Source organism: Maribellus luteus (assembly GCF_003576475.1).
GTDB classification, from domain to species: domain Bacteria; phylum Bacteroidota; class Bacteroidia; order Bacteroidales; family Prolixibacteraceae; genus Draconibacterium; species Draconibacterium luteum.
Map to the genome: position 1 here is coordinate 128,934 of NZ_QWGR01000004.1, position 14,942 is coordinate 143,875.

Sequence of the window (14,942 nt, forward strand, 5' to 3'; positions counted from 1 at the left end):
GTTTGAAATTATCCGGTAACGATTTAAGCATTCTTGGTTTTTATCATCTCAATGGCATTTACCAACTCACTCCACGAATCGCCGAGTTCGACCATTAAACTGCGGCCCGAATCGGTTAGTTCATAGTACTTTCGCGGTGGCCCCTGTGTTGACTCTTCCCAGCGATATGCCAGTAATCCGGCATTTTTCAAGCGGGTAAGCAGGGGATACAATGTTCCTTCCACTACTATCATTTTGGCTTCCTTCAGTGCCTCAATAATATCGCTGGCATACAATGGTTTTCCATCAAGAACGAGCAAGATACAGTACTCCAGTACCCCCTTCCTCATCTGTGCTTTTGTGTTTTCTAACTTCATAACGTGTCCCTCGTTAATTGATCCTTTGTTGTTAATCTCCCTAAGCTCTGTTTATCTGTCTGCTAAATATTCCACATTGCATCAGATACCATCCAGTCTTCCAGCTCCAGCGCCTTCTCGGCAGGTTCAAACAGACTTTCGTCCATCATCCAGGGCTCAATTGTCAGCTCAGTATCGCTTGCTGCTTCAATGTGAAATGCTGCGGTGTTGAATTTTGAGTAATCCATCATCCAGCTTTCCAGCTGCAAGGCCGGCTCTGTTTCTATGACAAATTGCGCATTCCCTGTATTTGCACCGGCAGCTTCTACATTCATTTTACCGGTCTCAGTCAATGCAATGGCAATATCGCCAAAACTACTGTTAGATAATAATCTTTCCCAGAACCCCTGGGCACTTACGGTATAACTAATCAGCACAAGACTTACTATTACGGCTGCTGATCTTAATACTGCTTTCTGAACATTGTTTTTTGTTTTCATGGTGATCTGTTTTTAGTTTTCTGCTTTCTGTTAATTGTCTTTTGTTTTCATGGCCTGTTTTCAGGCTTTTCTGCTTCTTGTTTTCTGTTGTTAAGACGATGTCTTTTTGTTTCCGTTACACTGTACAAAGAACTTTTTTAAAGAAACTACTAAGTTTTACATTGTTATTTGCATTACAAATATATGTATAATTTCTAGTACCATGCAACACATAGTACCATATTTTTTATAAAATAATTTACATATATTTCATATTAACCTAAATATAAGTAACTTAAGCAACACATAGTTGACAAATAAAATTTGGAAATCTTGAAGTGCCTTTTTTGTATTTAACAATAACGCACGGTTTGATCTTTCAAAAACATAAGATAAACAGGGTGCACCCCTGTTGAAAACACCTTTATAACTTGTTAAAAACTATGTTAATTTTTTTAACAACTATATATGCGTTCATTTGTTTTTAAATACTTTTAATAGCAAATTTATTCGCACAACGGTTGGGCTGAAGGGAAGAAAAACACATTAAATAATTTAACTTCTGGTTAATATAAAGTTCACAAAGAAAGGTTTCCTTTACCCTGTTGTTAGAACACTAAATAACAGGAAAGAAGAAGGAATAAAAACGCACTGTTATCCACATGAATTTTGGTTATTTAGAAATAAAGCAAATACACGATTCGAAAACCCTGCCAAGGCCATTGGCGTACTTCAAACTCAAACACTTTATAACCTTATATTGAGAAATATTTAATTCTATAATTATTTAAAATCCAAATCTATGATTAAAAAAATCAGTTTTTTATTAGTAGCACTCATTCTATTCTCGGCTACTATAATGCAAGCACAGGTGACCACATCGAGTATGAGTGGGCGCGTTACTGATGCTGAAGGAACTGTGATAGGTGCGACGGTGATTGCCACACACGCCCCTTCAGGAACAACTTATGGCACTGTAACCAACGTGGAGGGCCGATTCAACCTAAACGGAATGCGTGTAGGCGGACCTTATACTGTACAAGTTACTTTCATTGGATATGGTGCATATACACAAAACAACATTACGTTGAGTTTAGGTGAAAACTATGTAATGAATGTTTTACTCTCTGAAGAAGCTTTATCATTAGATGAAGTTCTTGTTACGGCAACCCGCACAAAGTTCTCTAATGAGAAAACCGGAGCTGTGACCAACATCACAAACGACCAGATCGAAAATTTGCCTACAGTAAACCGCAGCATTATGGACATTACCCGTCTTTCTCCTTATGGAGGTGACGACATGAGCTTTGCCGGCACAGATGGTCGTACGGCCAACTTTACAGTAGATGGAGCTAATTTTAACAATAACTTCGGTTTGAGTGACGCTCTTCCTGGTGGAGGTAACCCCATCTCTATTGAAGCTATTGAAGAATTGCAGGTTGTAATTGCTCCGTATGATGTGCGTCAAACGAACTTTATTGGTGGTGGCGTAAACGCTATTACAAAGTCTGGTACAAATACCTTCAAAGCCAGTGCTTATACTTATCACAGAAATGAAAACATGCGCGGAGATGCTGTCAGAAATCAACAAATCGATGGAGCGCGCGAAAAAGACCGCAATACAACCTACGGTTTCACGATCGGTGGCCCGATTATCAAAAACAAATTATTCTTCTTCGTAAACGCTGAAAAGGAGAAGACACCAACAATTGTAAATCGTTGGAGAGCCTCGACTGATGGTGTGGCCGATCCGGACAATTTTATTTCCCGCACAACAGAAAGCGACCTCAAGACGGTTTCTGACTTTGTAAGAAGTAAATATGGATATGAAACAGGATCTTACACGAATTTCCCTGCGGATGAAAGCAACAAAAAATTTCTTGCCCGTTTGGATTGGAATATCACCGACAAACATCGTTTAGCATTACGCTATAACTACACTAAGAACGTTTCGTGGAGATCACCGAACGCTTCTTCTATGGATGCCGGCACTCGTATGTCTGAGGCCAGAATGTCACAGGCCTCCATGTCATATGCCAACTCGATGTATTCGATGGACAACCTTGTTCATTCATTCTCTTTTGACTTAAACAGCCGTTTATCGGAAAACATCTCCAACCAATTCCTGGCAACATTCTCTAAACTTGACGATATTCGCGGAACAAATTCTGATGCATTTCCTTTTATCGACATTTTGAAAGACGACCAGGCATACCTCTCTTTGGGTTACGAGCTATTTACCTGGAACAACGGTGTTCACAACAATGTATGGAACATTAAAGATGAAGTGACCTATTATTTAGGTAATCATAAAATTGTTGGCGGTGTTGCTTACGAATACAAAATGGCCGATAATGCTTACATGCGTAATGGTACAGGTTACTATCGCTACACAAGCCTTGAAGATTTCTTAAACGAAGAAGCTCCTGAAATTGTAAACCTGACCTATGGCTATGACGGAGAAAGCAACCCTGCTGCCCGTGTAACAACAAACAAAATTGGAGCGTATGCTCAGGATGATTGGAGTGTGAACGAAAGATTCAAACTTTCGTACGGTCTTCGCCTTGATGCACTTTTCTTTAACAACAGTGATCTGATTACGAACCAGGCAATCAAAGATCTTGATTATTCTGGTCGCAGTATTGATACAGGCGAGTGGCCTTCTACCAATATCATCTTCTCTCCCCGTGTAGGTTTTGTATGGGATGCTTCCGGCGACAAGAGTTTGAAAGTTCGCGGTGGTACCGGTCTTTTCTCAGGCAACTTACCGCTTGTATTCTTCACCAATATGCCTACAAACGGCGGAATGGTACAATACCAGGCACAGATAAATGCAAGCAATGCTGCAAAAAAAGGTTTCACAATGGATGAATTTGCCGGCGGACTTGTAACGGATGCAGACGGCAAGGCCACAATAGCAGCACTGCATGATAGACTGGCAGCCTTAGGTTATCCTACAACCATTTCACCTGAAGATGGGACAGTTTCTGGTACTATTGCGGCGGTAGATCCAAATTTCAAAATGCCACAAGTATGGAAAACATCACTCGCTGTTGATTATGCATTTCCAACATCTTTCCCATTCTCTGCAACAATTGAAGGAATCTACAACAAAACAATCAACGGTGTTTCTATTTCTGACTGGAGTATTCCAACAGTAGGTGGTTTCGCCCGTTTTAACGGTGTTGACAATCGCCCGATTTATCCTGATGGTTACCGTACCGGCACAAAAGCATTTATATTGGAAAACACAAGCCGTGGTTACGGTTGGTCTGGCAACATCACCCTTAATGCCCAACCAGCAGAATGGATCAGTTTGATGGCTGCTTACACACATACAGTTGCTAAAGATGTAACTGGCATGCCGGGATCTAATGCAGAATCTGCATTTACCTACGTTCCTACAGTGGAAGGTCCTAACCACATTAAATTGCACAATTCTCAATACAACACACCCGATCGTCTTGTGGCGTCGATTACTGCCCACGATAAAAGCGGTAACCACTATGGCATTATCTATGAAGGATGGCGCGGTGGAGCTAACGAATCATTTATGACCGTTAACGATATCAATGGTGACGGTTATAACTACGATGCAATCTATGTTCCCACAGATGAGGAAGTGGCAAACAACGAATTCCGCTTTGTTTCTGCAGACGATCAAACTCGTTTTATGGACTACGTACATGCCGATGATTATTTGAAAGATCAACAAGGTAAGTATGCCGAAGCTTATAGCGTTTACTCTCCCTGGGTACATCGCGTTGACTTCAGCTACAAACATGATTTTGCTTTCAAAGCAGGTAATAACGGACACAAACTGCAACTTAGCCTGGATATCAAAAACGTGATGAACTTCTTCAACTCCAATTGGGGCGTAGCTAAATATCTGAACCCGGAAATTGGTTCGGAAGCACGCATCCTCAAATACGAAGGTGTTGATGCTGACGGTGTGGCTACATTCTCTACACCCGCTTCAATCCATGGCAATACCAAAACATTCACACCAAGCTATACATTGGGTCAAACCTGGTATGCTTCCATTGGTATCAAGTATATTTTCAACTAATTAAAAAGCTCTGACAATTATGAAATTAAAAAATATATTTCCATTTTTCGTTGCAATGCTTGCTCTAATGACAAGTTGTAACGATGAAGAAACGATGACCTTGCTTCCTGAAATTCAGGTATCGTCGTCGTTCGTCACTCTCCCGCAGGACGGAGGTTCTACATCCATTACCGTAACGGCTAAAGATAGCTGGACGGCAGAGAAAGTAACTACCGAGAAAGACGCCGTTGAATGGCTAACAATCTCTTCAACTACCGGTGCTGCCGGTGAGACCGAGATTAGCTTTTCTGCCCCATCTGCCATAGATGGCCGCACTGCTGAGGTGTTACTTAACTGTGGTGGAAAAACCCAGAGAATTAACATCATGCAAGGTTTGGCACAGATTTCCGAAGCTACAGTTGAAGAGGCAAAAGCTGCTCCCGACGGAAAAACTCTCCGCATAACAGGGGTTTGTACCAACATTACCAACACACTTTATGGCAACTGGTATTTAACTGATGATACAGGCGAATTGTACATTTATGGTACGCTTGACAAAAAGGGCGGAACAAAGAATTTCGAGAGTCTGGGTCTTGAAGTGGGAGATGAAGTTACGATTGAAGGTCCAAAAGGTTCTTACAAAGGAGACCCTCAAATGGTGAATGTAATGGTTATCCAAATCAACAAATCACTGGTGAAAGTTGATTCGGTACAAAACGCAGTACTTACTGACCAAGGTGGCGAATTTGTTGCCTACCTTACCTGCAAAGGACAAGGCGTATCGGTAGAAATTCCTGAAGATGCCAAGTCTTGGTTATCCATTTCTTCTATCCAATCAGCAGGAACCAACACAGTTGTGAAATTCAAAGCCGAAGCGAATAACGATGAAGATCGTGAAACTACGCTCACTTTCCGCACTACCGATGGATCTAAAAACTATAGCACACAAACAACTATTAGCCAGGCAGGAGCGATTGTAGATGCAACGATTGCAGAATTCCTGGCAGCTCCGGTTGGAGACAGACAATATCGTTTGTCAGGAGTTATCTCTGATATTTCCGATGCTACATCCGGCAAATTAAACCTGAGAGACTTCTCTGGTGAAACCTATGTTTATAAAGTTCAGGATTTTGCCACAAAAGGGTTAAAAGAAGGTGACATCATCACAATTGTTGGAAAACGTGCTGCATATCAGGGATCACCACAGGTAAGTGGCGCTGTGTTGGAGAGCTCTATTTCTGTAACTACGGCTACAATTGCAGAGGTACTGACTAAACCCGACGATGCCAGTACTTACTTTATGGTAACCGGTGTAATTACAAACATTGATAATCCAACATACGGTAATCTTTATTTCAGAGACGGTGACAGCGAAATCTTGCTGTATGGCTGTTATCCGGGTTATGGTGCAACTGGCGACGATCGGAAATACCTGTTGGCAGACAAAGGCATTAAAGTTGGTGACACACTAACAGTAATTGCAACAAAGGGATCCTATAAGGGAACACCTCAACTTGCACATGGCCTTTATTTCAGCCACGTAAGTGCAGAATAAAATGTACTATTCTTCCATTTTAATTGAATGGAGTAAATAAAAAGAGGCTGTCCAAAAAGTAAAATTGGACAGCCTTTGTTTTTATCTTGATTACAGTAATTTTACCTGTTATTTTTGAAACCGAATAAAATAAAATACTGTTATTTGTCTTGCTAATCTTTCAAAATAAATAAAATGCGTCACTCAATAAGTTGGAAAAAATCAGTTGTCATTACGTTTTTGATGTGCCTAAACGGAATTCTTCTGGCCCAGCCAGTCGGGTATTATAATGGAACAGAAAATCTCTCGGGAGAAGAATTGAAAACAGCCTTGCACAATATTATAAAGGACCATGTGGATTTTTCGTATTCGTACGCCCGGGATATCATTAATTACTCCGATGCTGATCCCAACGATCCCAAAAATGTGATTCTCTTTTATACCCAGGTGTCGCGGAATGCAAGCAATTACGGAACCGGCGGTGACTTTATTAATCGCGAGCATGTTTGGGCCAAATCACACGGGTATTTCGAAGATATACGCTCGATGAATGGCGACGCACTTAATCTTCGTCCGGCTGATGCATCGGTAAACGAAGATCGCAGTAACCTGGATTTTGACAACGTTCAACCCAACGGAACCAGGCACCCCGAAGCCACCGAATGCTGGTACACTTCTAACGCCTGGGAACCCGGCCCGTTAACCAAAGGACAAGTGGCGCGCATCTTGTTTTACATGGCCACCCGCTACGAAAGTGATGGCGATGAAATTGATCTGGAACTTGTGGATCAACTCAATACTTTCCCATCGGCTAAATTCGGGAAATTGTCAACCCTCATAAAATGGAACAACGACTACCCTCCTTCCGATTTCGAGCGCCGGAGAAATGAACGCATTTTCCGCATTCAGCAAAACAGAAACCCCTTTGTTGATCATCCGGAATTTGTTGATCTCATTTGGGGCAACCGGGAACCCGCAACAACGAGCATTGGCCAATTAACTATGCAACCCGAAAAACCTCTTCCGGGCGAAAATGTAACCATTTCCTGCCAGGTTTCATCTAACAATACTCCCGACAGCGTTCTGCTTTACTGGGGGCCCGACTACGATTCTGATCAACAGTTTATCCGATTAAATAAAACGGACGATCTCTATTCGGGCAATATTCAAATCAACGAGCTGCCGAACAAAATGATTTACTTTAGAATCAAAGCCCGCTCAGGTGAAGATTCTACAGTTATGAGGGGCAGTTACCTCATCCCGGAAATAATTCAGGCTGAAAACATCACCCCTATAAAAACAGTTCAGGGAACGGGTAGCGCAAGCCCGCTGCTGAATCAGCAAGTTACTATTGCAGGCCGCGTAACTGCCAATTTTGACAACTCGCTTTACCTGCAAACAGGAAACGAATTACGTTCGGGCATAAATGTTTATGGCACTTTATTTACCGGTAAAGTGGGCGACAGTTTGGTTGTTCGCGGAACGCCATTGGAATACAACGGACTCACGGAAATCATTAATCCAGGCTATATCTATAATTTCAACAACAACAAGCCGGTTGAACCTCTTGTGATTACTGCTTCGCAGCTGAACGAAGATTATGAAGGTATGCTTGTACAAATAAATAACGTTACCTACAATAAACCCGGCAGCGTTATTCCGGAAGAAAATGCAACGTATACCGTTACAGATAATACCGGAAGTGTAGTGATTTATATTAATAGAAGCTCGCGTCTTATTCAAAAAAAATTTCCATCGACAGCCAGTAATTTAGTCGGTGTGGTGAGCGAATACAATGGAACCTACCAGATTCTTCCGCGTGAAATAAAAGATCTGGATGTTCCAACAGCCATTCATGACATAGCTCAGTTAAAAGAAGCGATCACGGTTTATCCAAACCCGGTTCAGAATATTCTTCATATTTCTGATGCCTCAGACCTAAAATACATTCGCATTTTTACGGTACAAGGTTCTCTGGTTTTTGGGAAAGAGATGAAAACGAATCAGGTAGATGTCAGTTCATTAACTACAGGAATTTACCTCGTTCAGTTTGAAACAACAAAAGGGACAAACGCATTTGCCAAATTCAGCAAACAATAAGCTCCTGTAGTTTACTAATTTTAAATTTGTGCGGATAAGAATTCATTTATAGTAAACCAGACCCGATATAGTAATGTTATTTTTAATGAATTATTACTTTTGCAGTCTTTTAAAAGAATTCTAAAAGGGAAACGATGGAACAGGCAAGCATCAATAACATGTTGGAAGAAAAGGGATTCATAGAGGAAGCGATTGATCCAACATTAAAACTGGCAGAAGAAATCAAGCGCCTGAAGAAGGAGAAGAATGCGGTAATCCTGAGCCACTTCTACGTAGATGGCCCCTTACAGGATATTGCGGATTACGTAGGCGACAGCCTCGGACTGGCTCAGGCAGCTGCCGAAACCGATGCCGAAATGATCGTTTTTGTAGGCGTTCATTTTATGGCCGAGACAGCCAAGATCATCAATCCTTCGAAGAAAGTTATTTTGCCCGACCTGAAAGCAAGCTGTTCGCTGGCAGAATCGGCTCCTGCCGATAAATTTGCCGCTTTCAAAGCCCAGTATCCCGATCACAAGGTGGTGACTTACATTAATGCTACAGCGGCTCTTAAAACCATGTCCGACATTGTTTGTACTTCGGCGAACGCTGCGAAAATTGTAGAAAGTTTCCCCAAAGACCAAAAACTGATTTTTGCCCCCGATAAAAACCTGGGGAACTACATCAACAGCATTACCGGCCGCGATATGGTGCTTTGGGATGGCGCCTGCATGGTACACGAGCAATATTCGGTGGAACGAATTATCGAATTGATGGAGCAACACCCTGATGCTGAATTTATCGCGCATCCGGAGTGCGAAAAACCGGTTCTTTTACTGGCCAAACACATCGGTTCTACCACCGCTTTGCTGAATTATGTACAGAAAAGCGATGCCCGAAAATTTATTGTGGCGACCGAAAGCGGTATTCTGCACCAAATGACCAAGGCTTGCCCGGATAAGATTTTTATTCCGGCTCCGTCGGCCGATTCAACCTGTGCCTGCAACGACTGCTCGTACATGAAACTGAACAGCCTGCAGAAACTATACATCTGTTTGAAACACGAACTGCCGGAGGTTACGCTTCCCGAAGATGTGATCGAACAGGCCCGGATACCCATTCAGCGCATGCTCGAAATTTCGTAGTAATCCTGTTTTGCGACGAGCGTTTAAGCGGGAAAGGACTCAGAAAAAGAAGTTTTGCTTTTTGCCGTGCTTTTTAAGGCTTCGGTATTCCCAGGGCTGCATGTGCGCGTACGCCTTGAAAAACTGGGAAAAACTACTCTGCGAGAAGCCCAGTATCTTTCCAATTTCCTTGAAATTTAATGTGGTTTTAGCCACCAAATCGCAGGCCACCAGGCGCAGGTATTCGTTTACCCAACCGTGGGCACTCATACCGGTCAGACAGCGGACAGCGCCGTCGAAATGACGAAATTCAGCTCCCATCATTTGCGCATAATCATTCGCCTGCCGCTTTCCGTAACGGCGCACCAGGCCGGCAAATACATCGATGTAATTATTTCCGCCAGACTTGTTTTCCAACACCACATCGGTCAGCTTTCGGGCATCGGGATTCGCTTCTATGTTCTCTGCCAAACCTACATATACGTGTTCGGGTAGAATCGGTGTGTAATTGATTGTGGGCATCACTTTGTTTTTTTATAAAAATAGCAACTATCGAGTCAATTTACATACTACTCATGCGTTAAAATTATAAGCCTATCATTCTACGAAAATGCCCTGAAAGGACTTTCGACTGTGCTTATTTATGTTTAAAACAAAATATTAGCGTCTCCCCGGGTAATTCCCTCATCCACCCGCTTATTCTTTAAGAACCTGTATATTTTGATAAAACATTTAAACCTATACTTTATCAAAAAGAACACTTTCCTAAAGTTTACAAAGCTTTTCTACGAGAAGAATATTCGGGGGAGCCAAAATTCGTATCAATACTTTAGGAAATTGTACAAGCTGATAAAATATTACTGCCATATCTTTATGAAATCATACATTTTCATAAAAAATACAAGCATGGAAACGATGCCAGCAAGTGCTGGCAAGGTATTTTCTTTTACTGAGGAAAGAATCGCAGCCCAAAGAGCTGCTTCCGGATGCTTTGAAGTAATTACTTTGCTGCCGTGTGGCTGATCGTTGAATCTGCTTCGATCAGGTTCTGCACCAGCAAATCCTGCCGCGAAATTTCGATGGCCCGCAACAGGGTTTTGTCAATCTTCTGAATGATCGGATAAAAACCCGTTTCGCCGATTATGTTTCGCGCGATGTAGGCTTTCAGCTGCGTGTTAATGATCTTGCCAGACACCTTTAACCCGGCAGCATCCTTTGCAACGCCCTTTTCGGCAGCGTATTTAACAAAGTCGTCGATTACGTGGTGTTGCTCCAGGTAAGCATCGAACGCATCAGCAGCGGTCAATTCCGCCAGTTCTGAGCGGTGCTGGTCGGCATAGGCGTAGGCATACGAATAGATCAGCCCGCGCCGGTACAACTTGCCGTAATACTCCGAATTACCTGTGGTATCCACCGGCACAAAAAAGTCGGGCATAATTCCGCCACCGCCATAAACAATACGGCCGCCCTTGGTGGTGTATTTCAGCGAATCATCAAAATGAATACTGTCGGCCACCAACTGCTCCATGTTGTGGAAACGCTCGTAAATATGGTTGTAATACTCCTCGTTGCCGTCTTCGTACGAACTTTGAATACAACGTCCGCTGGGTGTGTAAAAACGCGCTACAGTAAGGCGAAGTGCCGAACCATCGTTGAGCGGAATTTGCTCCTGCACCAGCCCTTTTCCGAACGAACGGCGGCCGATTACAATTCCGCGGTCGTTATCCTGAAGCGCACCGGCAAAAATCTCGCTGGCCGACGCCGAAAACTCGTCGATCATTACATACATCTCCACATCGCCAAAAGACCCTTTTCCGGAGGCATTGTAAGTTTTGCGTGGCTGATTTTTACCTTCGGTATAAAGCATTGCCTCCCCTTTCTCCAGTACTTCGTCGAGCATCTGCAAAACGCCCATCAAAGCACCGCCGGGATTTCCGCGAAGATCCACAATCACCCGTTTGGCGCCTTCCTCTTTTAAGACGGTCATTCCGTCTACAAACTCCTGGTAAGTGGTATTGGCAAAGCGGCTGATTTTTATGAACCCGGTTTCCGGATCGATCATATACGTCACATCCACACTGTAAAGCGGAATGTCTCCGCGGGTAATTTCAAACTCCAGTTCATCGTCCTCCCCCTTTCTCTGAACTCCGATGCGCACTTTCGAGTTTTTCTCGCCCCGGAGCAAATGAAGAATGTCGTTACTCTCCTTGCCAACTCCGGCAATCAGTGAATCGTTCACGGTTACAATGCGGTCGCCGGGCTGAATGCCCACCTGACTCGAAGGCCCTCCCGAGATCACTTCAATTACGCGTACTGTGTCTTCCATCAGCGAAAACTGGATACCGATTCCCGAAAAGTTTCCCCGCATTTCTTCGTTTACTTCCTGCATGTCGCGCGCCGGAATATAGGAGGTATGCGGATCGAGCTTTTTGAGTATTTCCGGAATGGTTTCTTCCACAATCTCGCCGGTATTTACACTGTCGACATAACCGTGATCAACCAAATCAAGTATGGTCGAAATTTTATTGGGCTGACTCATCGCCAGGCCGCTAAAACCTGTGCTAGAGTTGGTTTTCATCATGTTCCCGATCAGGATACCAATGGCAATTGAAATGGCAATTAAAAGGGGAACCAGTATAACTGTTTTCTTATTCATTGTTTCTTTTCTTCCTGTTAAAAATAATGGGCCGCTCGCTACTTAAATATCTACCTGTACGACCTCAATTCCGGCTCTTCGAAGCAGGTTGATCCCGTCTTCCAGCCTGTAACTTTCGGTAAATACCACCCGCTTGATACCTGCCTGGATAATCAGCTTCGAACATTCGAGACACGGCGAAGAAGTTACATACAAGGTGGCTCCGTCGCTGCTGTTCCCCGATTTTGCCACTTTGGTGATGGCATTTGCTTCGGCATGCAGCACATAGGGCTTTGTCTGGTTGTTCTCGTCTTCACAAACATTCTCAAAACCTGCCGGCGTTCCGTTGTACCCATCCGAAATGATCATCTTGTCTTTCACGATCAAGGCTCCCACCTGTCTCCGTTTACAGTAAGAATTCTGAGACCAGATATCGGCCATTTTGAGGTAACGCTGATCGAGCAGTTGTTGTTTATTATCCTTCGACATAGTTATGTATTGTTCTTAAATAGGTAGCGTTTTCTACTCCTGATTACAAAAGTAACATTGATTTTAGAAAAACGGCTTAATTATAACGCACTGAGCCACTCAGTGTTTGATTTTAATTTTTTTTAATGCTTTTACCCTAAAAACCCGGGTTTCAGCAACAAAAAACGCCGCAAATTGCGGCGTTGAAGTATCAAAATACTGAATGATTATTCTTTGATCAATAACCAGACATCCGAATATTTTTCGAATGATTGTCTGATTTGTGCCACCCGGCTTCTGGCTTCTGCCTCTTGCTTGTACGAGTTTACACAAACGCGGTAGTAACCTGTTTCGCTGTGTAAAATAATCGGGGTGAAACCTTCCTGTAACAAGGTAGTCCGGTAATTTTTTGCGTTGTCAAGCTGTCCGAACGAACCAAGAATCACAAAATAGGTGTTTCCTTCGTTTTTGCTTTGATCCAGCTGATCGGTAAAAGAAACCTGTTCCTTGCGGATGGCGATTGGTTTTTCATCAGCCACAGTTTCAACCGGCTTGCTTACTTCTGTCTTGGTTTCCGATCCGGGAACGGTAAATACTTTGGTCGGAACTGTGTTGTCGCTGGTGTATTCCGACTGTGCGGGTTGCTTCACTGTTTTACAAGCGCCAAGCACCACAACAAGTGCTACAAAAAATGCTATTCTATTCATTTTATTCCTGTTTTTCAGTTATTGAACAAAGCGAAGATACACATTAAGCGTACCATCAATGCACGAAACCCGGGCAAGTTTTACACAGAATTCTGTTTGCAACTAAAAACGGAAGGGGTTGGGTGTTTATTTTGTTAACATCTTGCTTTTGCGCCACCACCGCCAAAAAATAACATCACTCCCAGCAAAAAACCAAAGTTGTACCACCCGCCCGCATTGGGAAAGGCATAAATCTCATAATCAGTAAAAAGGCTGGCAATAAAGCTGAACAGCAAAATGAATCCGTGGAGCAATCCCTTTAAAAATCCGGGAGGATCGGTAATGTTTTGGAAAGACTGGGTTGCGCACCCCGTGAACAGCAAACCGGCCGTTAACACAACAAGCAGAAGCGGAAGGTATCTTTTCATATGCGAAAAAGTATTGAATGGTGAATATTTCTGAATCTGAATCACCTTCAAGGTATTATACTTTGCACGAAAGAGCAAGCGAAAAGCAAAGAAAATAACTGGTTACTCCCGGATGATTTCCTCCATAAAGCCGATAAACGCCGGATTATTCAAGCGCGCATTCAACATCACAAAGGGAGGGTTGATCAAGTCCTTCCGGTTGTATTGCAGGGTTTCAAAACTGTCGTGACGTAAAACTGCGCCGCCAAATTCTTCCACCATTAGTTGCCCAGGGGCTGTATCCCATTCCGAGCAGGGGCCGGCTTTCAGGTACATATCGGCATTGCCTTTTACCATCTGCACCTGTTTTCTGGAACTTCCGCAATGCAGTATCTCCACCTGAAAATTCCGCTGTATCTTTTCGATCAGTTCCGCCTCGCGCGGCTTAAAAAACGAGCGGCTGGCTGCAATGCAAATCACATCGCGGTCGATAAGTGGCTGCTTAAGCTGATTTGTTTCTCCTTTTGCGTTGAATTCCAGTACCCCTTCTCCCCTTTGGCAATACCAGCCGGTTCTTATCAGGGGCTGGTAAATCCATCCGGCCTCGGGTGAAGTTCCTTTTATGAGCGCCAGGTTGATGCAAAACTCCCCGTTTCGTTTTATAAATTCCTTGGTTCCGTCGAGGGGATCAATTAAAAAGTACTGTTTCCAGTTTTTCCGGATATCGTAGGCAGCAATGGGGTTTTCTTCGTCCATGATCGGAATTTCAGGAAAGAGTTTTTTCAAGCCCTGGTTTAATATCCGGCTCGAAGCTTTATCGGCACGGGTAACAGGCGTATGGTCTGCCTTGGTTTGAGCAGCAAAATCCTTGCTGTTGTACACCTCCACAATCGCATCGCCGGCCGCAGCAAGTAATTGAAATATCTTCTCCTGTACTGATCTCTCCATCCCGGAATAATTGGTTTCTGTAAATTTAACCCGAATCGGGTCTTTTCAGATTCTTTGGGCCGACAAATCAAAATCATTTAAATGTTTGTTTACAATGCTTAATGTTTACCTTGTTCCTTTTCTTCTATTATTGATTGATAGATTATCGCTTATTGTTGTTGCTGAACAAAATTGATACCTTGTGCAGCAATTTCAATAT

General features: G+C 43.1%; 12 protein-coding genes. 4 read left to right on the forward strand and 8 right to left on the reverse strand.

The genetic code is table 11. The annotated features are described in order from the left end of the window. Positions 1–23 precede the first annotated feature (23 nt). A complete protein-coding gene (locus tag D1614_RS08715) occupies positions 24–356 on the reverse strand; it encodes a PadR family transcriptional regulator (protein WP_119437531.1) in 333 nt (110 codons plus the stop codon). A gap of 62 nt (positions 357–418) precedes the next feature. After that, positions 419–835 (reverse strand): hypothetical protein, encoded by a 417-nt coding sequence (locus tag D1614_RS08720; protein WP_119437532.1) that lies wholly within the window; start codon positions 833–835, stop codon positions 419–421. Between the two features lie 781 nt (positions 836–1,616). Between D1614_RS08720 and D1614_RS08725 the strand changes: the two genes are divergently transcribed. The 4 genes from D1614_RS08725 (at position 1,617) to nadA (ending at position 9,620) form a co-directional block, all read left to right on the forward strand. Continuing rightward, a complete protein-coding gene (locus tag D1614_RS08725; RefSeq protein WP_119437533.1) occupies positions 1,617–4,883 on the forward strand; it encodes a TonB-dependent receptor in 3,267 nt (1,088 codons plus the stop codon). A gap of 67 nt (positions 4,884–4,950) precedes the next feature. Continuing rightward, positions 4,951–6,417, forward strand: coding sequence for a BACON domain-containing protein (locus D1614_RS08730; protein WP_206609961.1), 1,467 nt, complete (start codon positions 4,951–4,953; stop codon positions 6,415–6,417). Between the two features lie 174 nt (positions 6,418–6,591). Next, positions 6,592–8,496: an endonuclease gene (locus tag D1614_RS08735; RefSeq protein WP_119437535.1), complete on the forward strand. Its 1,905-nt coding sequence runs from the start codon at positions 6,592–6,594 to the stop codon at positions 8,494–8,496. Positions 8,497–8,630: 134 nt separating this feature from the next. Then, the gene (gene nadA, locus D1614_RS08740; protein ID WP_119437536.1) at positions 8,631–9,620 is read left to right on the forward strand and encodes a quinolinate synthase NadA; all 990 of its coding nucleotides are present in this window, start codon (positions 8,631–8,633) and stop codon (positions 9,618–9,620) included. Between the two features lie 39 nt (positions 9,621–9,659). Here the strand turns inward: nadA and D1614_RS08745 are convergent, their stop codons facing one another. The 6 genes from D1614_RS08745 to D1614_RS08775 all read right to left on the reverse strand — a co-directional run bounded on the left by D1614_RS08745 (position 9,660) and on the right by D1614_RS08775 (position 14,743). Beyond that, on the reverse strand, positions 9,660–10,121 hold the full coding sequence (locus D1614_RS08745) for a helix-turn-helix domain-containing protein (protein ID WP_119437537.1): 462 nt from the start codon (positions 10,119–10,121) through the stop codon (positions 9,660–9,662). A 478-nt stretch (positions 10,122–10,599) separates the two neighbouring features. After that, positions 10,600–12,255, reverse strand: coding sequence for a S41 family peptidase (locus D1614_RS08755; protein ID WP_119437539.1), 1,656 nt, complete (start codon positions 12,253–12,255; stop codon positions 10,600–10,602). Between the two features lie 42 nt (positions 12,256–12,297). Beyond that, positions 12,298–12,723 carry a deoxycytidylate deaminase gene (locus tag D1614_RS08760; RefSeq protein ID WP_119437540.1) on the reverse strand — a complete coding sequence of 142 codons (426 nt, stop codon included), beginning with the start codon at positions 12,721–12,723 and terminating at the stop codon, positions 12,298–12,300. Between the two features lie 206 nt (positions 12,724–12,929). Next, positions 12,930–13,409 carry an SPOR domain-containing protein gene (locus D1614_RS08765; RefSeq protein WP_119437541.1) on the reverse strand — a complete coding sequence of 160 codons (480 nt, stop codon included), beginning with the start codon at positions 13,407–13,409 and terminating at the stop codon, positions 12,930–12,932. Between the two features lie 134 nt (positions 13,410–13,543). Further along, positions 13,544–13,816, reverse strand: a complete 273-nt coding sequence (locus D1614_RS08770; protein WP_119437842.1) for a hypothetical protein — start codon at positions 13,814–13,816, stop codon at positions 13,544–13,546. A 102-nt stretch (positions 13,817–13,918) separates the two neighbouring features. Beyond that, a complete protein-coding gene (locus D1614_RS08775; protein ID WP_119437542.1) occupies positions 13,919–14,743 on the reverse strand; it encodes a 3'(2'),5'-bisphosphate nucleotidase CysQ family protein in 825 nt (274 codons plus the stop codon). Positions 14,744–14,942: the final 199 nt, after the last annotated feature.

What these genes read in the sequence shown, in the direction of transcription:
- D1614_RS08770 (WP_119437842.1), bottom strand. Translation starts at nt 13,816, where the DNA reads ATGAAAAGATACCTTCCGCTTCTGCTTGTTGTGTTAACGGCCGGTTTG.
- D1614_RS08755 (WP_119437539.1), bottom strand. Translation starts at nt 12,255, where the DNA reads ATGAATAAGAAAACAGTTATACTGGTTCCCCTTTTAATTGCCATTTCA.
- D1614_RS08730 (WP_206609961.1), top strand. Translation starts at nt 4,951, where the DNA reads ATGACAAGTTGTAACGATGAAGAAACGATGACCTTGCTTCCTGAAATT.
- D1614_RS08775 (WP_119437542.1), bottom strand. Translation starts at nt 14,743, where the DNA reads ATGGAGAGATCAGTACAGGAGAAGATATTTCAATTACTTGCTGCGGCC.
- D1614_RS08725 (WP_119437533.1), top strand. Translation starts at nt 1,617, where the DNA reads ATGATTAAAAAAATCAGTTTTTTATTAGTAGCACTCATTCTATTCTCG.
- D1614_RS08765 (WP_119437541.1), bottom strand. Translation starts at nt 13,409, where the DNA reads ATGAATAGAATAGCATTTTTTGTAGCACTTGTTGTGGTGCTTGGCGCT.
- D1614_RS08735 (WP_119437535.1), top strand. Translation starts at nt 6,592, where the DNA reads ATGCGTCACTCAATAAGTTGGAAAAAATCAGTTGTCATTACGTTTTTG.
- D1614_RS08745 (WP_119437537.1), bottom strand. Translation starts at nt 10,121, where the DNA reads ATGCCCACAATCAATTACACACCGATTCTACCCGAACACGTATATGTA.
- D1614_RS08720 (WP_119437532.1), bottom strand. Translation starts at nt 835, where the DNA reads ATGAAAACAAAAAACAATGTTCAGAAAGCAGTATTAAGATCAGCAGCC.
- D1614_RS08760 (WP_119437540.1), bottom strand. Translation starts at nt 12,723, where the DNA reads ATGTCGAAGGATAATAAACAACAACTGCTCGATCAGCGTTACCTCAAA.
- nadA (WP_119437536.1), top strand. Translation starts at nt 8,631, where the DNA reads ATGGAACAGGCAAGCATCAATAACATGTTGGAAGAAAAGGGATTCATA.
- D1614_RS08715 (WP_119437531.1), bottom strand. Translation starts at nt 356, where the DNA reads ATGAAGTTAGAAAACACAAAAGCACAGATGAGGAAGGGGGTACTGGAG.